Origin of the sequence: Pseudomonas sp. N2-3-1-14 (assembly GCF_041228395.1) — a bacterium.
Lineage (GTDB): Bacteria > Pseudomonadota > Gammaproteobacteria > Pseudomonadales > Pseudomonadaceae > Aquipseudomonas.
This window is the reverse complement of the sequence record NZ_CP166199.1, coordinates 6123529-6143342: the sequence shown is the minus strand read 5'-3', so window position 1 is coordinate 6143342 and position 19814 is coordinate 6123529. Positions and strand designations below refer to the sequence as shown.

General features: G+C 61.1%; 17 protein-coding genes. 11 read left to right on the top strand and 6 right to left on the bottom strand.

Annotation, left to right across the window (positions count from 1 at the left end; translation table 11 throughout):
* Positions 1–23: 23 nt before the first annotated feature.
* On the top strand, positions 24–1517 hold the full coding sequence (locus AB5I78_RS28540; RefSeq protein WP_145158132.1) for an aldehyde dehydrogenase: 1494 nt from the start codon (positions 24–26) through the stop codon (positions 1515–1517).
* A 187-nt stretch (positions 1518–1704) separates the two neighbouring features.
* Entirely contained in the window at positions 1705–2847 is a 1143-nt protein-coding gene (locus tag AB5I78_RS28535; RefSeq protein ID WP_145158129.1) for an MFS transporter, read from the top strand.
* A 124-nt stretch (positions 2848–2971) separates the two neighbouring features.
* Here the strand turns inward: AB5I78_RS28535 and AB5I78_RS28530 are convergent, their stop codons facing one another.
* Positions 2972–4540: a phospholipase D family protein gene (locus AB5I78_RS28530; RefSeq protein ID WP_369301875.1), complete on the bottom strand. Its 1569-nt coding sequence runs from the start codon at positions 4538–4540 to the stop codon at positions 2972–2974.
* Positions 4541–4602: 62 nt separating this feature from the next.
* On the bottom strand, positions 4603–6027 hold the full coding sequence (locus tag AB5I78_RS28525) for a PLP-dependent aminotransferase family protein (protein WP_369301876.1): 1425 nt from the start codon (positions 6025–6027) through the stop codon (positions 4603–4605).
* Positions 6028–6192: 165 nt separating this feature from the next.
* Between AB5I78_RS28525 and AB5I78_RS28520 the strand changes: the two genes are divergently transcribed.
* Positions 6193–6417: a DUF1127 domain-containing protein gene (locus AB5I78_RS28520; protein WP_145158120.1), complete on the top strand. Its 225-nt coding sequence runs from the start codon at positions 6193–6195 to the stop codon at positions 6415–6417.
* Here AB5I78_RS28520 and AB5I78_RS28515 read toward each other — a convergent pair whose 3' ends face one another.
* Positions 6418–7710 (bottom strand): NAD(P)/FAD-dependent oxidoreductase, encoded by a 1293-nt coding sequence (locus AB5I78_RS28515; protein WP_369301877.1) that lies wholly within the window; start codon positions 7708–7710, stop codon positions 6418–6420. It abuts the gene before it with no gap.
* A gap of 115 nt (positions 7711–7825) precedes the next feature.
* Between AB5I78_RS28515 and AB5I78_RS28510 the strand changes: the two genes are divergently transcribed.
* Positions 7826–8179, top strand: a complete 354-nt coding sequence (locus tag AB5I78_RS28510) for a YkgJ family cysteine cluster protein (protein ID WP_016975913.1) — start codon at positions 7826–7828, stop codon at positions 8177–8179.
* Positions 8180–8321: 142 nt separating this feature from the next.
* On the opposite strand, the gene AB5I78_RS28505 is transcribed toward AB5I78_RS28510, so the two are convergent.
* Positions 8322–8810, bottom strand: coding sequence for an Lrp/AsnC ligand binding domain-containing protein (locus AB5I78_RS28505; RefSeq protein WP_003176896.1), 489 nt, complete (start codon positions 8808–8810; stop codon positions 8322–8324).
* A 156-nt stretch (positions 8811–8966) separates the two neighbouring features.
* Between AB5I78_RS28505 and dadA the strand changes: the two genes are divergently transcribed.
* The 6 genes from dadA (at position 8967) to AB5I78_RS28475 (ending at position 15067) form a co-directional block, all read left to right on the top strand.
* Positions 8967–10268 (top strand): D-amino acid dehydrogenase, encoded by a 1302-nt coding sequence (gene dadA / locus AB5I78_RS28500; RefSeq protein WP_145158114.1) that lies wholly within the window; start codon positions 8967–8969, stop codon positions 10266–10268.
* The gene (locus tag AB5I78_RS28495) at positions 10240–10593 is read left to right on the top strand and encodes a RidA family protein (RefSeq protein WP_262207204.1); all 354 of its coding nucleotides are present in this window, start codon (positions 10240–10242) and stop codon (positions 10591–10593) included. Before dadA ends, AB5I78_RS28495 begins: the two co-directional genes overlap by 29 nt.
* A gap of 80 nt (positions 10594–10673) precedes the next feature.
* Positions 10674–11747: an alanine racemase gene (gene alr / locus AB5I78_RS28490; RefSeq protein WP_369301878.1), complete on the top strand. Its 1074-nt coding sequence runs from the start codon at positions 10674–10676 to the stop codon at positions 11745–11747.
* 116 nt (positions 11748–11863) lie between these two features.
* Complete coding sequence (locus AB5I78_RS28485) at positions 11864–12412, top strand: cupin domain-containing protein (protein ID WP_017135864.1); 549 nt, start codon at positions 11864–11866, stop codon at positions 12410–12412.
* 182 nt (positions 12413–12594) lie between these two features.
* Positions 12595–13011, top strand: a complete 417-nt coding sequence (locus AB5I78_RS28480; protein WP_065931891.1) for a cytochrome c5 family protein — start codon at positions 12595–12597, stop codon at positions 13009–13011.
* Between the two features lie 133 nt (positions 13012–13144).
* Entirely contained in the window at positions 13145–15067 is a 1923-nt protein-coding gene (locus AB5I78_RS28475; protein ID WP_369301879.1) for an acetyl-CoA hydrolase/transferase C-terminal domain-containing protein, read from the top strand.
* A 147-nt stretch (positions 15068–15214) separates the two neighbouring features.
* Here the strand turns inward: AB5I78_RS28475 and AB5I78_RS28470 are convergent, their stop codons facing one another.
* Positions 15215–15787: a xanthine phosphoribosyltransferase gene (locus AB5I78_RS28470; protein ID WP_369301880.1), complete on the bottom strand. Its 573-nt coding sequence runs from the start codon at positions 15785–15787 to the stop codon at positions 15215–15217.
* A gap of 58 nt (positions 15788–15845) precedes the next feature.
* Positions 15846–17855, bottom strand: a complete 2010-nt coding sequence (gene rep / locus AB5I78_RS28465; protein ID WP_369301881.1) for a DNA helicase Rep — start codon at positions 17853–17855, stop codon at positions 15846–15848.
* 268 nt (positions 17856–18123) lie between these two features.
* On the opposite strand from rep, the gene AB5I78_RS28460 reads away from it, so the two are divergent.
* A complete protein-coding gene (locus AB5I78_RS28460; protein ID WP_145158102.1) occupies positions 18124–19788 on the top strand; it encodes a bifunctional diguanylate cyclase/phosphodiesterase in 1665 nt (554 codons plus the stop codon).
* Positions 19789–19814 lie beyond the last annotated feature (26 nt).

The window sequence follows — 19814 nt, the reverse complement described above, 5'->3', positions numbered from 1 at the left end:
TTCAATAAGAGGAGGACACTCGCATGACCACCCTGACCCGTGCCGACTGGGAACAACGCGCCAAGGATCTGAAGATCGAAGGCCGCGCCTACATCAATGGCGAATACACCGCCGCTGTTTCCGGTGACACGTTCGAATGCATCAGCCCGGTCGATGGCCGCCTGCTGGCAACCGTCGCCAGCTGCGACGCCGCCGACGCCCAGCGCGCTGTAGAAAATGCCCGCGCCACCTTCAATTCCGGCGTCTGGTCACGTCTGGCACCGGCCAAGCGCAAGTCCGTCATGATCCGTTTCGCCGCGCTGCTCAAGGCCAATGCCGAAGAGCTGGCCCTGCTCGAAACCCTGGACATGGGCAAGCCGATCAGCGACTCCCTGGGCATTGACGTGCCTGGCGCAGCCAACGCGCTGAGCTGGAGCGGCGAGGCCATCGACAAGATCTACGACGAAGTCGCCGCCACTCCGCACGATCAATTGGGTCTGGTGACCCGCGAGCCGGTCGGCGTTGTCGGCGCGATCGTACCGTGGAACTTCCCTCTGATGATGGCCTGCTGGAAACTCGGCCCGGCGCTGTCCACCGGTAACTCGGTAATCCTCAAACCGTCCGAAAAATCCCCGCTGACCGCCATCCGCATCGCGGCCCTGGCCGTTGAAGCCGGCATTCCAAAAGGCGTGTTCAACGTGCTGCCGGGCTACGGCCACACGGTTGGCAACGCGCTGGCGCTGCACATGGACGTCGACACCCTGGTGTTCACCGGCTCCACCAAAATCGCCAAGCAGCTGTTGATTCGTTCCGGCGAGTCCAACATGAAGCGCGTGTGGCTGGAAGCGGGCGGCAAGAGCCCGAACATCGTGTTCGCCGATGCTCCGGACCTGCAAGCGGCGGCCGAATCCGCCGCTGGCGCCATCGCCTTCAACCAGGGCGAAGTCTGCACCGCCGGTTCGCGTCTGCTGGTGGAGCGCTCCATCAAGGATAAATTCCTGCCGCTGGTGATCGAGGCCCTCAAGGGCTGGAAGCCAGGCAACCCGCTGGACCCGGCAACCAACGTCGGTGCGCTGGTGGACACCCAGCAGATGAACACCGTGCTGTCGTACATCGAAGCTGGCCACGCCGACGGCGCCAAGCTGGTTGCGGGCGGCAAGCGCACCCTGGAAGAAACCGGTGGCACTTACGTTGAGCCAACGATTTTCGACGGCGTGACCAACGCCATGAAGATTGCCCAGGAAGAAATCTTTGGCCCGGTTCTGTCGGTGATCACCTTCGACAGCGCCGAAGAAGCCATCGCCATCGCCAACGACACCCAGTACGGCCTGGCCGCAGCGGTGTGGACGGCGGATATCTCCAAGGCGCACCTGACGGCCAAGGCCTTGCGCGCCGGTAGCGTGTGGGTCAACCAGTACGATGGCGGCGACATGACCGCGCCGTTTGGTGGCTTCAAGCAGTCCGGTAATGGTCGCGACAAGTCGCTGCACGCGTTCGACAAGTACACCGAACTGAAGGCGACCTGGATCAAGCTGTAACCCTGTAGGAAACACCGCAGGCCAAATGTGGGAGCTGGCTTTTGTGGGAGCTGGCTTGCCTGCGATAGCATCACCGAGGTGTGACTGACACACCAAGGTGCTTGCATCGCGGGCAAGCCCGGCTCCCACCTAGGCTCGCTCCTACAGTTCGTTTGAAACCCTGAAAATTATCCACAGGAGCGTGGACATGCGTTGGGCGACTTATTTCGCCGTCCTGGCCTCGGTACTGAGCGTCGGCCTGGCCCTCGGTGTCAGCATGCCGCTGGTGTCCCTGCGCCTTGAAGGCTGGGGCTACGGCAGTTTCGCCATTGGGGTGATGGCGGCCATGCCGGCCTTCGGCGTATTGCTGGGTGCGAAGGTCTCCAGCCGCATGGCCTCATGGCTGGGCACCGCCAACCTGATGCGCCTGTGCCTGTGGGCCGGTGCAGTGTCCATCGGCCTGCTGGCAATCCTGCCCAGCTATCCGGTCTGGCTGGTGCTGCGGCTGATGATCGGGGTGATCCTGACCATCGTGTTTATCCTCGGTGAAAGCTGGATCAACCAATTAGTGGTGGAGCAATGGCGTGGCCGCCTGGTGGCGCTGTATGGCTGCAGTTATGCCTTGAGCCAGCTGTCGGGGCCGCTGCTGCTGGGTCTGATCGGCACCGACCATGATTACGGCTTCTGGGTGGGCGTAGGCCTGCTGATGGTCGCGCCATTGCTGTTGCTGGGGCGCTCCGGCGCGCCGACGGCTGAATCCTTCAGTGTCACCTTTGGCGACTTATGGCGTTTTTGCCTGAGCCTGCCGGCGATTGCCTGGGCGGTGGCTTTATTCGCGGCGTTCGAAGCGATGATTCTGACGCTGCTGCCGGTGTATTGCCTGCAACAGGGTTTCACGGCCGAGGTCGCCTTGGCCATGGTCAGCACGGTGGTGGTGGGCGATGCGCTGTTGCAATTGCCCATCGGCGCATTGGCTGACTACCTGCCGCGTCGCACGCTGTTCTTGAGCTGTGCGGTGCTGTTGCTGATCTCAAGCCTGGCGATTCCGCTGCTGATGCACACCCCGCTGATCTGGCCGGTGTGGGTGATCTTCGGCGCCAGTGCCGGTGGGTTGTTCACCTTGTCGCTGATCCTGATCGGCGAGCGTTACCGCGACGATGCGCTGGTGCGCGCGAATGCTCACGTGGCGCAGTTGTGGGGCATCGGTTGCTTGATAGGGCCGTTGGTGGCCGGTGCGGGTAGCCAGTGGATCAGCGGGCATGCGTTGCCGTTGCTGATGGCCGCCGGCGCGTTGGGGCTGGTGGTGCTGCTGTTGCGCCAGGGGGCATTTGGCGTCGCACAGCCCGCCTGATTTGAAACGGGATCGAATGTGGGAGCGGGCTTGCTCGCGAATACGGTGTGTCAGTTAACGGCAATATTGACTGATCCACCGCATTCGCGAGCAAGCCCGCTCCCACACTGGATCTTCATTGTTCCTACAGCATCCGCTCCAGACCGACTGAAGTGGCAAACCAGGCATTAAACCGGCGCCACCAATTGCCGGGTTCATCGGTCAGCGTGTGCAGTTGGCCGTTATCCTCAGTGACCCATACCACTTGGCCATCCTGCAATTTCGCCTGGTAGCTCAGCGCCGGCGCCATACCTTGCAGCGCCAGGTTGCGCACGTGTTCGGCCAGCTCGGGGCTGTCCACCAGCACGCCGACTTCGGTGTTCCACAGCACTGAGCGCGGGTCAAAATTGAACGAGCCGATAAACGACTTTTCCCGATCAAAGATCATCGCCTTGCTGTGCAGACTGGAGTCCGAGCCGTGCAGCGAGCCCCGGCGAAACAGATGCGGGCCGCTGCCTGCACTGGGGTCGCCGGGTTGGCGGCGCAGCTCGTAGAGTTTTACGCCGTGCTCCAGCAGTGCCTTGCGGTACGGCGCATAGCCGCCATGTACCGCCGGTACGTCGGTGGCTTCGAGCGAGTTGGTCAGCAAGCTCACCGACACCCCTGCGTCGGCTCGGCCGGTCAGGTACACGAGCCCAGGCTGGCCGGGGACGAAATACGCCGAAATCATGATCAGCTCATGGTTGACGCCTTCAAGCTCCGGCGCCAGTTGGGTGGTCAGCAGCAACTGTGGGTCCGGGTCGGCCTTGGCCAGCACCTTGCTCGGCGCGTCCCACAGCGCCTGGTTCCAGGCCCAGATCAACTCGCGCCGCCAGATGTCCATGCGTGGTTGGGTCTGGTAGGTGCGCAAGCGGTTGTACAGCGCATGGTTCTGCTGGCGGGACTCGGCGAGCGAATCTTGAAGGCGCACACGGGCGGCGGCCAGGTCACGTTTGGAGGGGCTATTGGAGACGAAGTCATCAATCGGTTTGCTCAGTGCGCTGTTCCAGTACTGATCGAAGCTGTGCCCGAGTTGCTCGGCCACCGGGCCCACGCTGAGCATGTCGATATCGGTGAAATTCAAGTTGGGCTCGGCGTCGAAATACTCGTCGCCCAGGTTGCGGCCGCCGACGATGGCGACGCTGTTGTCCGCCAGCCACAACTTGTTGTGCATGCGCCGATGTTGCAGCGACAGGTTGAACAGGCGCCCCATGGCCCGCGTGACGCCGGTGCTGCGGCCCAGGTGCAGCGGGTTGAACAGGCGAATTTCGATCTGCGGGTGGGCGGCGAGGGTAGCGATGACCTGGTCGAGACCGTCGCTGGTGGTGTCATCCAGCAGGATGCGCACGCGCACGCCGCGGTCGGCCGCCTTGAGCAGTTCGTCCACAAGCATGCGCGTGCTGATGCCGTCGTGGACGATGTAGTACTGCAGGTCGAGGCTGCTCTGGGCGTTGCGGATCAGTTCGGCGCGGGCCATGAAGGCTTCGCTGCTGTTGGGCAGCAAACGAAAACCTGAGCGGCCTTGATGCGGCGCCGCCTGCGCCTGGATCGACCGGCCGAATGAGGATTGCGCGGCGGGCAGGGCGTCGCTGGGGATGCGCGGCGTGTCGACTGTTGCGCAGCCGCCCAGCGCCAGAGCGCCCAGCAGGAAAAACGGTAAAAGCCGTTGGATCATCAAGGGCGCTGCTTCCAGGTCAGGGCGATTGTGGGCATATGACGGCTAATTGCGGCGAAAGGTCAGTCTGGCGTCTCGGCGAGCATCTTGATCGCGGCGGCGCCGACTTTGCGTACTGCTTCTTCAATTTGCGGCGTCGGCTTGGCAGCGTAGTTCATGCGCAGGCAGTTGCGGTATTTGCCGGAGGCGGAAAAGATACTGCCTACCGCCACCTGTACGCCTTGTTCGACCAACACGCGGTTGAGCTTGAGCGTGTCGAAGCCTTCCGGCAGCTCCACCCACAGCATGAAGCTGCCTTGAGGCCGGCTGGCGCGTGTGCCGGCCGGGAAGTAGCGGCTGACCCAGTCGAGCATCAGGTCGCGATTGCGCTGGTATTGAGTGCGCATCCGCCGTAAATGCGGTTCGAAATGGCCATTTTTCAAGAATTCGGCAATGGCGATTTGTGGTTGGGTCGCGGTGGAACCGGTGCTGATGTATTTCATGTGCAGCACCCGCTCCAGGTAGCGCCCGGGCGCTACCCAGCCAATGCGTAAACCGGGCGCCAGGGTTTTCGAGAACGAGCTGCACAGCAGCACGCGGCCGTCTTCATCGAAGGATTTGATCGTGCGCGGGCGAGGGTAGCTGTAGGCCAATTCGCCATACACATCGTCTTCAATGATCGCCACGTCAAAGCGCTGGGCCAGGGTCAGCAACGCACGTTTGCGTGCCTCCGGCATGATGTAGCCCAACGGGTTGTTGCAGTTGGGCGTCAGCTGAATGACCTTGATCGGCCACTGTTCCAGCGCCAGCTCCAGCGCTTCAAGGCTGATGCCGGTGATCGGGTCCGTGGGGATTTCCAGGGCTTTCATGCCCAGGCCCTTAAGGGTCTGCATGGCGCCGTGAAAGCTTGGCGAGTCCACCGCGACGATATCGCCCCGTTCACAGATCGCGTGAATGCTGGCGGACAGCGCCTCATGGCAACCGGTGGTGATCACGATGTCTTCGGCCGTCAGCTGGCAACCGGAATCCAATGACAGGCGTGCAATTTGTTCGCGCAACTCCATACAGCCGAGGATGTTGTCGTAATACAGCCCCGGCAGATCCTGGCGGCGACTCACCCGTGCAAGGCTGCGCAGCAGGGGTTTCATGGTCGGTGACAATACATCCGGCATGCCACGGCCCATCTGTATGACGTCTTTGCGCGGCACCGCGCGAATCAGTTCCAGCACTTGGTCCCATTGCGAAATTTCCACCGGCCGCTGGGCCGGGCGGCCTACTTCGGGCAGCGCCGGCAGCTCGCGCCCAACCGGCACAAAGTAGCCGGATTTGGGCTTTGGCATCGCCAGGCCGTTGTCTTCCAGCAAGCGATAGGCCTGTTGCACGGTGCTCAGGCTAACCCCATGTTCAACGCTCAACGCGCGCACAGACGGCAAGCGATCGCCGGGACGATAGAAGCCCTGTTCGATGCGCGTGCCGAGCAATTCGGCGAGGTTGACGTAAAGGGTCATGGCGGTCGCTCCCGAGGACCAGTACAGATAGGCGGAAAATACAGGATTCAGGCGATCATGGGCAGTATCTGTATGGATTTAATAAAGATGCGTTGAATCTGTCATGGTTTTGCCGTTGCGCTCACGCTAGTCACTCATGGCAACAAGCAAATGAGGGGCAGCAAAATGAGCGGCATAAGCGATGTGCGTCTGATGTTACACAGTCAGGAATTGCAGGCAGGGCAAGAGCGCGCGACGGCGCCGCGGGATATCAGCCGCTGGCGTTTGTTCTGGCATCGCTGTCACACGCGCAAGGCTTTGCTGCATTTGACCCGCGAACAACTGCGCGACGTCGGGCTGAGCGTCGAGCAAGCGCGCGAGGAAGGCCTGAAACCGTTCTGGCGCGATTGATCAGACCAGCTCTTTGAACCGGTGCCAGAGCATTCCCAATGCCAGCAGCGGCGAACGCAAATGTTTACCGCCGGGGAAGGTGATGTGCGGCACTTGGGCGAACAAATCGAAACGGCCCTGCTGCTGGCCGCTGATGGCTTCGGCCAGCAGCTTGCCGGCCAGGTGCGTGGCATTGAGGCCGTGGCCGGCGTAGGCCTGGGCGTAATACACATTGGGTTGATCGGCCAGCCGGCCAATCTGTGGCAAGCGGTTGGCGCCGATACCGATCATGCCGCCCCACTGGTAGTCGATCTTCACGTCGGCCAGTTGTGGGAACACCTTGAGCATTTTTGGGCGCATGTAGGCACCGATGTCCTGTGGATCCCGTCCGGAATAGTGACAGGCACCGCCGAACAACAGGCGGCGGTCGGCGGACAACCGGAAGTAATCCACCGTCACCCGTTGATCACACACGGCCATGTTCTGCGGCAGCAGGTGGGCGGCCTGGGCTTCGCTCAACGGCTCGGTGGCGATGATGTAGCTGCCGGCGGGCAGCACTTTGCCGCTCAGGTGTGGGTTGAGGCCATTGAGGTAGGCGTTGCACGCCAGCACCAGGGTCTTGGCGCGCACATTGCCAAGGGCGGTGTGCACGTTGACTTCAGGGCCATAGTCGATGCGTGTTACTTCGGACTGCTCGAACAGCTTCACGCCCAGCTTCTGCGCGGCGGCGGCTTCGCCGAGGGCCAGATTCAGCGGGTGCAAATGGCCGGAGCCCATGTCGATCATGCCGCCCACGTAGCGGTCGGAACCAATCACGCTGCTCATCTGGTTGGCTTGCAGCAGGCGCACTTCATGGCGATAGCCGAGGCTGCGCAGTTCTTCGGCATCTTCGGCCAGGTCGTGCAGGTGCTGAGGTTTGTTCGCCAGGTCGCAGTAACCCCAGGTCAGGTCGCAGGGGATTTGATAGCGCTCGACGCGCTCGCGCACGATCTCCACGGCTTCCAGGCCCATCAGCTTCATCTGGCGCACGCCGTCGGTGCCGATCACGTTGGCAAACTGGTCCAGGCCATGGCCGACGCCGCGAATCAGCTGGCCGCCGTTACGACCACTGGCGCCCCAGCCTATCTTGCGCGCCTCCAGCAGCACCACGCTGTAACCGCGCTCGGCCAGTTCCAGGGCGGTGTTGAGCCCGGAGTAACCGCCGCCAATCACGCACACATCGGCGCTGACTTCGCCCGTCAACGCCGGGTAATCGGGTTGTGGGACGCTGCTGGCGGCGTAGTAGGAAGCGGTGTGCCGGGCGCTGGCGGTCATGGGGAGCATCCCTGTTTGGAAAATTTGACGCAGGATACAGCGGTCGGACGAAGCTGTCTGCGCAGGGCGTTTTGCGTCAGAATCCACGCCTATTCGCCGTCCGGTATGTGTTCCGATGAGTTGCAACAGTCAGAAAATCAGCGCGCTGCGTAGGCAGATTCCTTCGTTCGAGTGTGTTCCGGGTTGCCACGATTGCTGTGGGCCGGTGACCACCTCGCCCGAGGAAATGTCGCGCCTGCCACGCAAGACCGCAGCCGAGCAGGACGCAGCCATGGACGAGCTGAACTGCGTGCACCTTGGGCCCAACGGCTGCACGGTGTACGACGAACGCCCGCTGATCTGCCGGTTGTTTGGCACCACCAAGACCTTGCCGTGCCCCAACGGGCGGCGGCCGGTGGAGCTGATTCATCCGCGGGTTGAGAAGCAGATCCATGAGTACATGGCCAGCACCCGGCAGGTGCTGGTCTAGCGACTATACGCGGTCAAAATGTGGGAGCGGGCTTGCTCGCGAAGGCGGTGAATCAGTCGATGAGTCTGGTGACTGACCTCCGCTTTCGCGAGCAAGCCCGCTCCCACACAAGCCAGCTCCCACATTGACCGTATCGTGTCGGTCAGTCCGGAATCGGCAGGTTCAAGCTCTCCTTGACCTCTTCCATCACGATATAGCTCTTTGATTCGCGCACATGGGGCAACTTGAGCAAGATGTCGCCGAGCAATTTGCGGTACGAGGCCATCTCGGAAATGCGCGCTTTCACCAGGTAGTCGAAGTCACCCGACACCAAATGGCACTCCAGCACATGGGGCAGTTTGAGCACGGCGCGGCGGAATTCTTCAAAGGTGTCGCCGGACTTATAATCGAGGCTGATCTCGACAAATACCAGCAAACTGCCCTTCAAATGCTGCGGATTGAGCCGCGCGTTGTAGCCCATGATGATCCCTTCGCGTTCCAGGCGGCGTACGCGCTCGGTGCACGGCGTGGTCGACAGCCCGACTTTTTCCCCCAGCTCCGTGAATGAAATGCGCCCGTCGGTTTGCAGGATGCGCAGGATATTGCGGTCGATCTTGTCCAGCTCCCGCTTGGTCTGGGTGTTGGTACGCATAGGGGATACGCCTCTGTGAAAAGGGTTTTTGCCGAGAATTGTCGCCAAATATAGGCATTTATATAGTGAAATGCACTGGCAATTGCTTTTTATACTGCGCTCATCATTGCTCCAATAACACACGTCAGCGGCCAGGCCCGCGATGAGGATATAAAAATGCGCGTTCTGGTCTTGGGTAGCGGCGTCATTGGTGTGACCAGTGCGTACTATTTGGCGCGGGCCGGCTTTGAAGTCGTCGTGGTCGACCGTCAGCCAGCCGCTGCCATGGAAACCAGTTTCGCCAACGCCGGCCAGGTGTCGCCTGGTTACGCCTCGCCCTGGGCCGCCCCGGGCGTGCCGCTCAAGGCGATCAAGTGGCTGTTGCAGCGCCATGCGCCGCTGGCGATCAAGGCCACCGCCGATATCGACCAATACCTGTGGATGGCGCAGATGCTGCGCAACTGCACCCAAAGTCGCTACGCAGTGAACAAGGAGCGCATGGTCCGCCTGTCCGAGTACAGTCGCGACTGCCTCGATGAACTGCGTGCCGAAACCGGCATTGCCTACGAGGGTCGCAGCCTCGGTACAACGCAATTGTTCCGCACCCAAGCCCAGCTGGACGGCGCGGCCAAAGACATCGCCGTGCTGAAAGAATCTGGCGTACCGTTCGAGCTGCTCGACCGCGCCGGTATCGCCCGCGTTGAGCCGGCCCTGGCCAGCGTCACGGATATTCTTGCTGGCGCCCTGCGCCTGCCGAACGACCAGACGGGCGACTGCCAGATGTTCACCACGCGTCTGGTCGACATGTGCAAGCAGCTGGGCGTTGAGTTCCGCTTCGAGCAGGACATCCAGCGCCTCGACTGCGCAGGCGACCGCATCAATGGCGTGTGGATCGACGGCAAGCTGGAAACCGCAGACCGTTATGTACTGGCCCTCGGCAGCTACTCGCCGAAACTGCTCAAGCCGCTGGGGATCAAGGCGCCAGTGTACCCGCTCAAGGGTTACTCGCTGACCGTGCCGATCACCAACCCGGCGATGGCACCGACCTCGACCATTCTGGACGAGACCTACAAGGTCGCGATCACCCGTTTCGACAACCGCATCCGCGTTGGCGGCATGGCTGAAATCGCCGGTTTTGACCTGTCGCTGAACCCGCGCCGGCGTGAAACCCTGGAGATGATCGTCAACGACCTTTATCCTCAGGGCGGCGATTTGACCGAAGCCACATTCTGGACCGGCCTGCGCCCGACGACACCCGACGGCACGCCGATTGTCGGTGCCACGCCTTTCAAGAACCTGTTCCTCAATACCGGGCACGGCACACTTGGCTGGACCATGGCCTGTGGCTCTGGTCGTTTGCTGGCCGACCTGATGGCGAAGAAAACTCCGCAGATCAGCGCCGAAGGCCTCGATATTTCCCGTTACGGCAACCACCAGGAGTCCGCAAAACATGTCAATCCAGCGCCAGCTCACCAATGAGCGCATGAGCCAGATCGTTGTTCACAGCGGTACCGTGTATCTGGCAGGGCAAGTCGGCGATGACATGAGTGCCGGGATTGAACAGCAGACCCGTGAAACCCTGACCAATATCGAGCGTTTGCTGGACTTGGCCGGCACCGACAAATCCAAGCTGCTGTCGGTGACGATCTACTTGAAAGACATCGACGCCGATTTCGCCGGCATGAACGCGGTGTGGGACAAGTGGCTGCCTAAAGGCGTTGCCCCGGCCCGTGCCACGGTTGAAGCCAAGCTGTGCGAACCGGAAATCCTGGTAGAGCTGTCTGTCGTGGCCGCGCTGCCTTAACCAACGATCCCTCTCCCGGTGCCGGCGCTGTCTGTCGGTGCCGGTTTTTTCTTCACTCTGCCGCCTAGAAGCCTGCCGCCATGCGTCCTGCCCGTGCCCTGATCGACCTCCAAGCCCTGCGCCACAATTACCAACTGGCCCGTGAAGTCACGGGGGCCAAGGCCCTCGCCGTGGTCAAGGCCGATGCCTATGGCCACGGCGCCGTGCGCGTGGCCCAGTCGCTGGAAGCCGAAGCCGACGGGTTTGCCGTGGCGTGCATCGAGGAAGCGCTGGAGCTGCGTGCCGCGGGGATTCGCGCGCCGGTGCTGTTGCTGGAAGGGTTCTTCGAAGCCGACGAGCTGCCGCTGATCATCGAGCATGATTTCTGGTGCGTGGTGCATTCGCTGTGGCAGTTGGAAGCCATTGAGCAGGCCCGGTTGAGCAAGCCGCTGACCATCTGGCTCAAGTTGGATTCGGGCATGCATCGTGTCGGCCTGCATCCCAAGGATTACCACGAGGCTTATCAGCGTCTGCTGGCCAGCGGTAAAGTGGCGAAAATCGTATTGATGAGCCACTTCGCCCGTGCCGACGAGCTCGATTGTGTACGCAGCAATGAACAAGTGGCGGTGTTTGAAGCGGCGCGCCAAGGCTTGTCGGCCGAGGTGAGCCTGCGCAACTCGCCTTCCGTGATGGGCTGGCCGAACGTGTCCAGCGACTGGGTGCGCCCAGGCATCATGCTCTACGGCGCCACGCCGTTTGGCGAAGACCAGGCGATTGCCGCGCGCTTGCAGCCGGTGATGACGCTGGAATCCAAAGTCATCTGCGTGCGCGAACTGCCGGCCGGCGAGCCGGTGGGCTACGGCGCCAAGTTCATCACACCCAAACCGATGCGGATCGGCGTGGTCGCCATGGGCTATGCCGACGGTTATCCACGTCATGCGCCCACTGGCACACCCGTGTTGGTGGCGGGCCAGCGCAGTCAGTTGCTGGGCCGTGTATCCATGGACATGCTGTGTGTCGACCTCACCGACGTGCCGCAGGCCGGGCTCGGTTCCACCGTGGAGCTGTGGGGCAAAACTATTCTCGCCAGCGACGTTGCGACCGCTGCCGAGACCATTCCCTACCAGATCTTCTGCAACCTGCGCCGCGTGCCAAGGCTCTATTGCGGGGCTTGAGCACGGCCTACGAGTGGAGCTGGCCGGGATTTAGGCCCAAGTGTTGTAAATACTGAACGCTGTCGCCATGATAACGCTCAATTACAACAAAGCCTGAATCCTAGGAGGCTCCTGCATTGGACGTCGGCGAACGACTGCAATCCATCCGTAAACTGAAGGGTCTTTCCCAGCGCGAGCTCGCCAAGCGCGCGGGTGTCACCAACAGCACCATTTCGATGATCGAAAAAAACAGTGTCAGCCCCTCAATCAGCTCCTTGCGCAAGGTGCTGGGCGGCATTCCCATGTCGATGGTCGAGTTCTTTTCCGAGGAGATCCTCCAGGAAAAACCGACCCAGATCGTCTATAAAGCCAATGAGCTGATCGACATATCGGACGGCGCCGTCACCATGAAATTGGTCGGCCGCGCACACCCGAGCCGGGCGATCGCGTTTCTCAACGAGATTTACCCGCCGGGCGCCGACACCGGCGAAGAAATGCTCACCCACGAAGGCGAGGAAACCGGAATTCTGGTGGAAGGTCGCCTAGAGTTGGTGGTCGGTCTTGAAACTTTTGTGCTCGAAGCCGGCGATAGCTACTACTTTGAAAGCACCAAGCCCCATCGTTTTCGCAACCCGTTCGACGTGCCGGCGCGACTAATCAGCGCAGCCACACCCGCGAACTTTTGACACAAGAGGCGTGCTGCCAGCGTTGCAGACACTCCCGTAGCTGTACGCCGCAGGGCTGAATCTCCCTTTATTTAATAGGGTTGTTTCGGCCGGACGGGCTAACCGTTATACTTTCGCCGCCTGCGAAACCGTGGCCGCAGGCGTGAATAGCCACCATTGAGGGTGAACGCGTGAACCTAATTATGAAAATGCTGGCTGCACCAGCAACCGTACTGGCCCTATGGGCTGTCAGCGCTCAAGCTGCGACCAATGATGAAATTGCCAAGCGCCTGGAACCTGTCGGCCAAGTCTGTGTTCAGGGCCAGGAATGCAAAGGGATGGAAGTGGCGGTGGCAGCCGGTGGCGGCGGCGGTGCAAAAACGCCGGATGACGTGATCGCCAAGCACTGCAACGCCTGCCACGGCACCGGCCTGCTGGGCGCACCGAAAATCGGTGACACCGCTGCCTGGAAAGACCGCGCCGATCACCAGGGCGGCCTCGACGGCCTGCTCGCCAAGGCGATCACCGGCCTCAACGCCATGCCGCCTAAAGGCACTTGCGCTGATTGCTCGGACGACGAGCTTAAAGGTGCGATCGAGAAGATGTCGGGGCTTAAATAAACCGATCTTCGCCAAAAAGCCGCTGCCCAGCGGCTTTTTTGTGCCCGTGATTTAAGTTTGCAGGCTGTTCATTGCAGCAAAGACCCGGCAAGCTCGGTCCAACCCCTAATCATGGAATGTTCAGGAGGGTCGGATGGTGCAGTTGTGTTCAATCGAGCAAGCAGTTGACGACGTATTGGCGCGCTTGCCCGCGCATATCCACATGGGCATGCCCCTGGGCCTGGGCAAGCCCAACCTGTTCGTCAACGCGCTGTACCGGCGCATCGCCAAGTTGCCGGAGCGGGCGCTGACGATCTACACCGCGCTGGCCCTGGGTCGTCCGACCTTGGGCGACGGTTTGCAGAAGCGCTTTCTCGAGCCCTTCATCGAACGCGTATTTGGCGACTACCCCGAGCTGGATTTTCTCGCCGACCTGCACAAGGACAGCCTGCCCGCGAACATCCGCGTGCAGCAGTTCTTCATGCAGCCCGGCAGCCTGCTCCACAGCGCATCGGCGCAGCAGGATTACGTCAGCAGCAATTACAGTCACGCGGCGCGCGACATCAACGCCGCCGGCCTGAATCTGGTGGCGCAACTGGTGGCCAGCAGCACTGAGCATCCGGATCGCCTGAGCTTGAGCTGCAACCCCGACATCACGCTCGACCTGCTGCCGATGATCGAAAAGCGCCGTGAGGATGGCGAAACCATCCTGATCGTTGGCCAAGTGCACTCCGATCTGCCCTACATGCCGGGCGATGCCGAACTGGGCATGGACGCGTTCGATTACCTGATCGACGCAAAGGACAGCACCACGCTGTTCTCCACACCCAATATGCCGGTGGGCCTGCAGGACCACTTTATCGGTGTGCATGCCAGCACGCTGGTGCGCGATGGCGGCACGTTGCAGATCGGTATCGGCTCCATGGGCGATGCGCTGACCGCCGCCCTGCTGGCGCGCCAGGCGGATAACGAGGCTTATCGACTGCTGCTCACCGACCTTGATGTGTATCAATGGGCGCCCCTGATCAGCCGCGAAGGCGGTGTGTCGCCCTTTGCCCGTGGCCTGTATGGCTGCAGCGAAATGTTCGTTAACGGCCTGCTGGTACTGGCTGACGCCGGCATTATCCGGCGCAAGGTTTACCCGGATGTGGCGACCCAGGCGCAAGCCAATGCCGGTACGCTGGACGACGCGGCGCAACCTGACGGCGTGTCGATCCATGGCGGTTTCTTTCTCGGGCCGCGCAGTTTTTACCAGCGCCTGCAGGAAATGACGCACGCCAAGCGCCTCGAATTCAACATGACTCGCATCAGCTACATCAACGAGCTGTATGGCCAGGAAGAGCTCAAGCGCCTGCAACGCCTGGACGCGCGGTTTATCAACAGCGCGATCATGGTGACCTTGCTCGGCGCAGGTGTGGCCGATCAGCTGGAAGATGGCCGCGTGCTCAGCGGCGTCGGCGGGCAGTACAACTTTGTTGCGCAAGGCCATGCATTGGAAGGCGCGCGTTCGATCCTGATCCTGCGCAGCTGGCGCGAGTCGGCTGGCGAGGTCAGTTCCAATATTGTCTGGGAGTACGGCCACTGCACCATTCCCCGACACCTGCGCGATATCGTCATCACCGAGTACGGGATTGCCGATTTGCGTGGGCAGACAGATGCCAAGGTGATCGAGGCGCTGCTGAATATCACCGACTCGCGCTTTCAGAACGACTTGATCGAACAGGCGCAAAAGGCCGGCAAATTACCCAAGGATTTCCAGCTGGACCCTCGCTTTGCCGACAATACGCCCGAGCGGCTCAAGGGTATTCAGGCGCGGCATCACCGGCTGTTTCCGGAGTATCCGCTGGGCACTGACTTCACGGATGAGGAGAAGGATCTGTTGCGCGCTTTGAACTGGCTCAAAAGCAAATTCAAGCTGACGGAGATTCTGGAGTTGGGCAAGGCGGCGCTGGATGCACCGGAGCCGGAGGCGTTTCCTGAGCATCTCAAACGGATGCGGCTGGATAAGCCAGACGGGCTGAAAGAAGATCTGTACCAGCGCCTGTTGCTCGCCGGCCTACAGGCCACCGCACACTAAAAATTTCCACGAAACCAAATGTGGGAGGGGGCTTGCCCCCGATTGCCGTGTATCAGTCACCCAATGTGTTGGCTGACCCACTGCTATCGGGGCAAGCCCCCTCCCACATTTTGATCTGTGTTCACTTGGGGTTTGCGGTGCTGCCCATTACTCGATGAACGTGACCACGCCACCGGCCAGCGACTTCACGCGCGCCAGCGATTCAACTCGATAACCCTGCGCATCCAGCTCGGCACGGCCACCCTGGAACGACTTCTCGATCACAATCCCAAGGCCTGCGACGGTCGCGCCGGCTTGTTTGATGATCGAGATCAGCGCCTGGGACGCCTTGCCGTTGGCCAGGAAGTCATCGATCACCAGCACGCGGTCGCTGCTGGTCAGGTGACGCGGCGAGATCGCCACGGTGCTTTCGACCTTTTTGGTGAAGGAATACACGGTCGCCGACAGCAGGTTTTCCGTCAGGGTCAGGGACTGCTGCTTGCGAGCGAAGATCACCGGCACGCCAAGGTTCAGGCCGGTCATGATCGCCGGCGCAATGCCCGAGGCTTCGATGGTGACGATCTTGGTGATGCCCGAGTCCTTGAAGCGCTCGGCGAATTCGTCGCCGATCAGTTTCATCAGCGCCGGGTCGATCTGGTGGTTCAGAAAGGAGTCGACCTTGAGTACCTGATCGGAAAGCACGATGCCTTCTTCGCGAATTTTCTTGTGCAGTGCTTCCACGGAAAGCTTCCTCTAATGGCGCGGTGTGCGCCGAAAGTAGATTAAAAAGTAGTCGATTCTAGCGCTTTAACATCGCGCGTATGTCCGCCAAGGCGGTATTGCCGCGAACGGCTTTCACCTCGGTCGGGGTGTCGTCATTGCCTTCCCAGGCCAGATCGTCCGGTGGTAGTTCGTCGAGGAACCGGCTGGGGGCACAGTCGATGATTTCGCCGTATTGCTTACGCTTGGCGGCGAAGGTGAAGGCCAACGTCTGACGCGCGCGGGTAATGCCCACGTAGGCCAGGCGCCGTTCTTCTTCGATAGTGTCGGCTTCGATGCTGGAACGGTGCGGGAGGATTTCCTCTTCCATGCCCATGATGAACACGTAGGGGAATTCCAGCCCCTTGGACGCATGCAAGGTCATCATCTGCACGCCTTCGGCGCCGTCTTCCTCTTCTTGCTGGCGCTCGAGCATGTCGCGCAGCACCAGCTTGCCGATGGCGTCTTCGACGGTCATCTCGCCGTCTTCGTCTTTTTCCAGGGTGTTTTTCAGCGCTTCGATCAGGAACCAGACGTTGCCCATGCGGTAATCCGCAGCTTTGTCGCTGGAGCTGTTGGTGCGCAGCCAGTTTTCATAGTCGATGTCCATGACCATGCTGCGTAGCGCGCTGATCGGGTCTTCGCCGGCGCACTGCTCGCGCACCTTGTCCATGAAGCGCTTGAAGCGCGACAGGCGGTCGGTGAAGCGTGTGTCCAGGTGCTCGCCCAGGCCGATTTCGTCGGTGGCGGCGTACATCGAAATTTTGCGTTCCGTGGCGTAGTTGCCGAGTTTTTCCAGGGTAGTCGAACCGATTTCCCGGCGCGGCACGTTGATCACGCGCAGGAAGGCGTTGTCGTCGTCCGGGTTCACGATCAGGCGGAAGTAAGCCATCAAGTCTTTTACTTCCTGGCGTCCGAAAAAGCTGTTGCCGCCCGACAGGCGATACGGCACCTGGTGGTGCTGCAATTTCAGTTCGATCAGCTTGGCCTGGTAGTTGCCGCGGTACAGGATCGCGAAGTCGCTGTAGGGCCGGTCGGTGCGCAAGTGCAGGCTGAGGATTTCCACGGCCACGCGTTCGGCTTCGGCGTCTTCATTGCGGCAGCGGATCACGCGGATTTCGTCGCCGTGGCCCATCTCGCTCCACAGTTGTTTTTCAAACTCGTGGGGGTTGTTGGAGATGAGCACGTTGGCGCAACGCAGGATACGGCTGGTGGAGCGGTAGTTTTGCTCCAGCATCACCACTTTCAGGGACGGATAGTCGTCCTTGAGCAGCATCAGGTTTTCCGGGCGCGCACCGCGCCAGGCATAGATCGACTGGTCGTCGTCGCCCACCACGGTGAACTGGTTGCGCGTGCCGATCAGCATCTTCACCAGCAGGTATTGGCTGGCGTTGGTGTCCTGGTATTCGTCCACCAGCAGGTAGCGCACCTTGTTCTGCCACTTTTCGAGGATGTCGGCGTGTTCCTCGAACAGCTTTACCGGCAGCAGGATCAGGTCGTCGAAGTCCACCGCGTTGAACGCCTTGAGCGTGCGCTGGTAGTGGGTGTAGACGATGGCGGCGGTCTGCTCCTTGGGGTTGCGTGCGTTTTCCAGCGCCTGGGCGGGCAGGATCAGGTCGTTTTTCCAGGCGCCGATCATGTTCTTGATCTCATCCACGCCGTCGTCGCCTGCGTATTCCTTTTGCATGATGTCGGTCATCAGCGACTTCACATCGGTTTCGTCGAAGATCGAGAAACCGGGCTTGTAGCCCAGCCGCGCATGCTCCTTGCGGATGATGTTCAGGCCCAGGTTGTGGAAGGTACACACCGTGAGGCCACGGCCTTCGCCGCCCTTGAGCAGCGTGCCGACACGCTCTTTCATTTCGCGCGCCGCCTTGTTGGTAAAGGTCATGGCGACGATGTACTGGGCGCGGATGCCACAGTTCTGGATCAGGTGCGCGATCTTGCGGGTGATCACGCTGGTCTTGCCGGAGCCCGCGCCGGCGAGCACCAATAGAGGGCCGCCGACGTAGTTCACGGCTTCTTGCTGCCGGGGATTGAGTCGGGACATACAGAATTCAGGGAGTCGTTGTTCAAAAGGGCGGGCATTTTAACAGGCTCGCAGGATTCTGCTCTCACAGAACGACAGTGTGACGTACCACTCGATCTAAATTTGCCGGTTTTGATACTTTGCCGCAGGATGTGTGGGCCTTCTGTCCTGAAGATCGGGACGAATGCTTACAGTCAGCGTATTTGATAACCCTTATCATTGGTGATTATCAGGCCGCGCGTCATAATGCCCGCCGCCAACGAAATTTTGCAGAGTCTAGGGAGCTAGCTTGTCTACGCCTGTCGAACCCTTGCGTTTGCTGCTACTGGCCGATGAGCCAGCGTGGGCAGCGTTGTTGCGCGAGTGCCTGGCGCCGATGGGCGATGGGGCTGTGCTGATCAGTGCGCCCAACTGGGACTCGGTGAGTCGTCTGTTCGATGACGACCACTCGGCCGTGTTATTGACCACGCCCAGCCTGCAACCCTGCCCCGGCCGTTGCAACTTGCCGTGCATATTGTTGTTGGAGCAGGAACCTCTGGTTTCGCCGCTGGGTGTCAGCGATTGGTTGATCCGTGACGTATTGGATGCCGATACATTGCGCCGCTGCCTGCGCCATGTCCGCGAGCGCGGCGTGCTGGAGACCACCTTGCAGCGCCTGGCCGAACAGGACCCGCTCACCGGGATCGCCAATCGCCAGGGTTTCCAGACCCTGCTGGCGGCGCGTCTGGTTGAAAACGAAGGCCGCGGCCTGGCGCTCGGCCATCTCGACCTCGATAACTTTCGCCATGCCAACGACGCCTTAGGCCATCAGGCCGGCGACCGGTTGATCCTGCAAGTGGTCTCGCGCCTCAAGAGCCAGCTCGAAGCCGGGGACCAGTTGGCGCGTCTGGGCAGCGATGAGTTCGCCCTGCTGATTGATACGCGCCGCGCGCCCCAGCGTGCCGAATGGATGGCCGAACGCATCACCGAAGCCATGGCCGAACCCTATTGGGTGGATGGCGAAAGCCTGTTGATCGGCTGTAGCCTGGGCGTGGCGCATGCCCGCGCGCGCGCTGGCGCCGACCCGCTGATGTGGCACGCGCATATCGCCATGCAGCAAGCCAAAAGTACGCAAGGCTGCACCTTTCATATCTTCAACGAACGCATCAACCGCAACGCGCGCAGCCTGGCCGACCTGGAAAGTGAACTGCGCCGCGCATTGCGCCGCGACGAGCTGGAACTGCACTACCAACCGCGCCTGGACCTGGACGACGGGCATATTGTCGGCCTGGAAGCCTTGGTGCGCTGGCGCCATGGCGAACGCGGCCTGTTGCCACCCAGCGAGTTCGTGCCGCTGGCCGAACAGAGCGGTCTGATTGTGCCGCTGGGCTACTGGGTGATCTCCCGTGCCCTGCGCGACATGCAAGACCTGCGCGAACGCGGCCTGCCGCCGCTGCACATGGCGGTCAACCTGTCGTTTCGCCAGTTCCAGGATAGCCAACTGCTCTCGACCCTCAGCCGGCTGATTGCCGAGCGCGGCGTGGAAGCACAGTGGCTGGAGTTCGAATTGACCGAAACCGCCGTCATGCGCCGCAGTGACTTGGTCAAACAGACCATGGACGCCCTCGGCCGCCTGGGCGTGCGGTTTTCCCTGGATGACTTCGGCACCGGATTTTCGTCGTTCGTGCACCTCAACAGCCTGCCGATTGCCTTGTTGAAGATCGACAAGAGCTTTGTCGGCGGCATGGAAGAGCGCGAAGAGAACCGCAAGCTGGTGCACGCCATGATCAACCTGGCGCACAACCTCAACCTGGAAGTGGTGGCTGAAGGTGTGGAAACGCCTGAGCAACTGGCGCTGTTGCGCTTGTTTGGCTGCGATCAGGCGCAGGGGTATTTGATCAGCAAGCCATTGCCGTTGCCGGAGTTGGTGGAGTATTTGACGTTCGGCAAGAGCCAGCAGGCTTTGCTGGGCTGAACTGGTTTGTGTGGGAGCTGACTTGC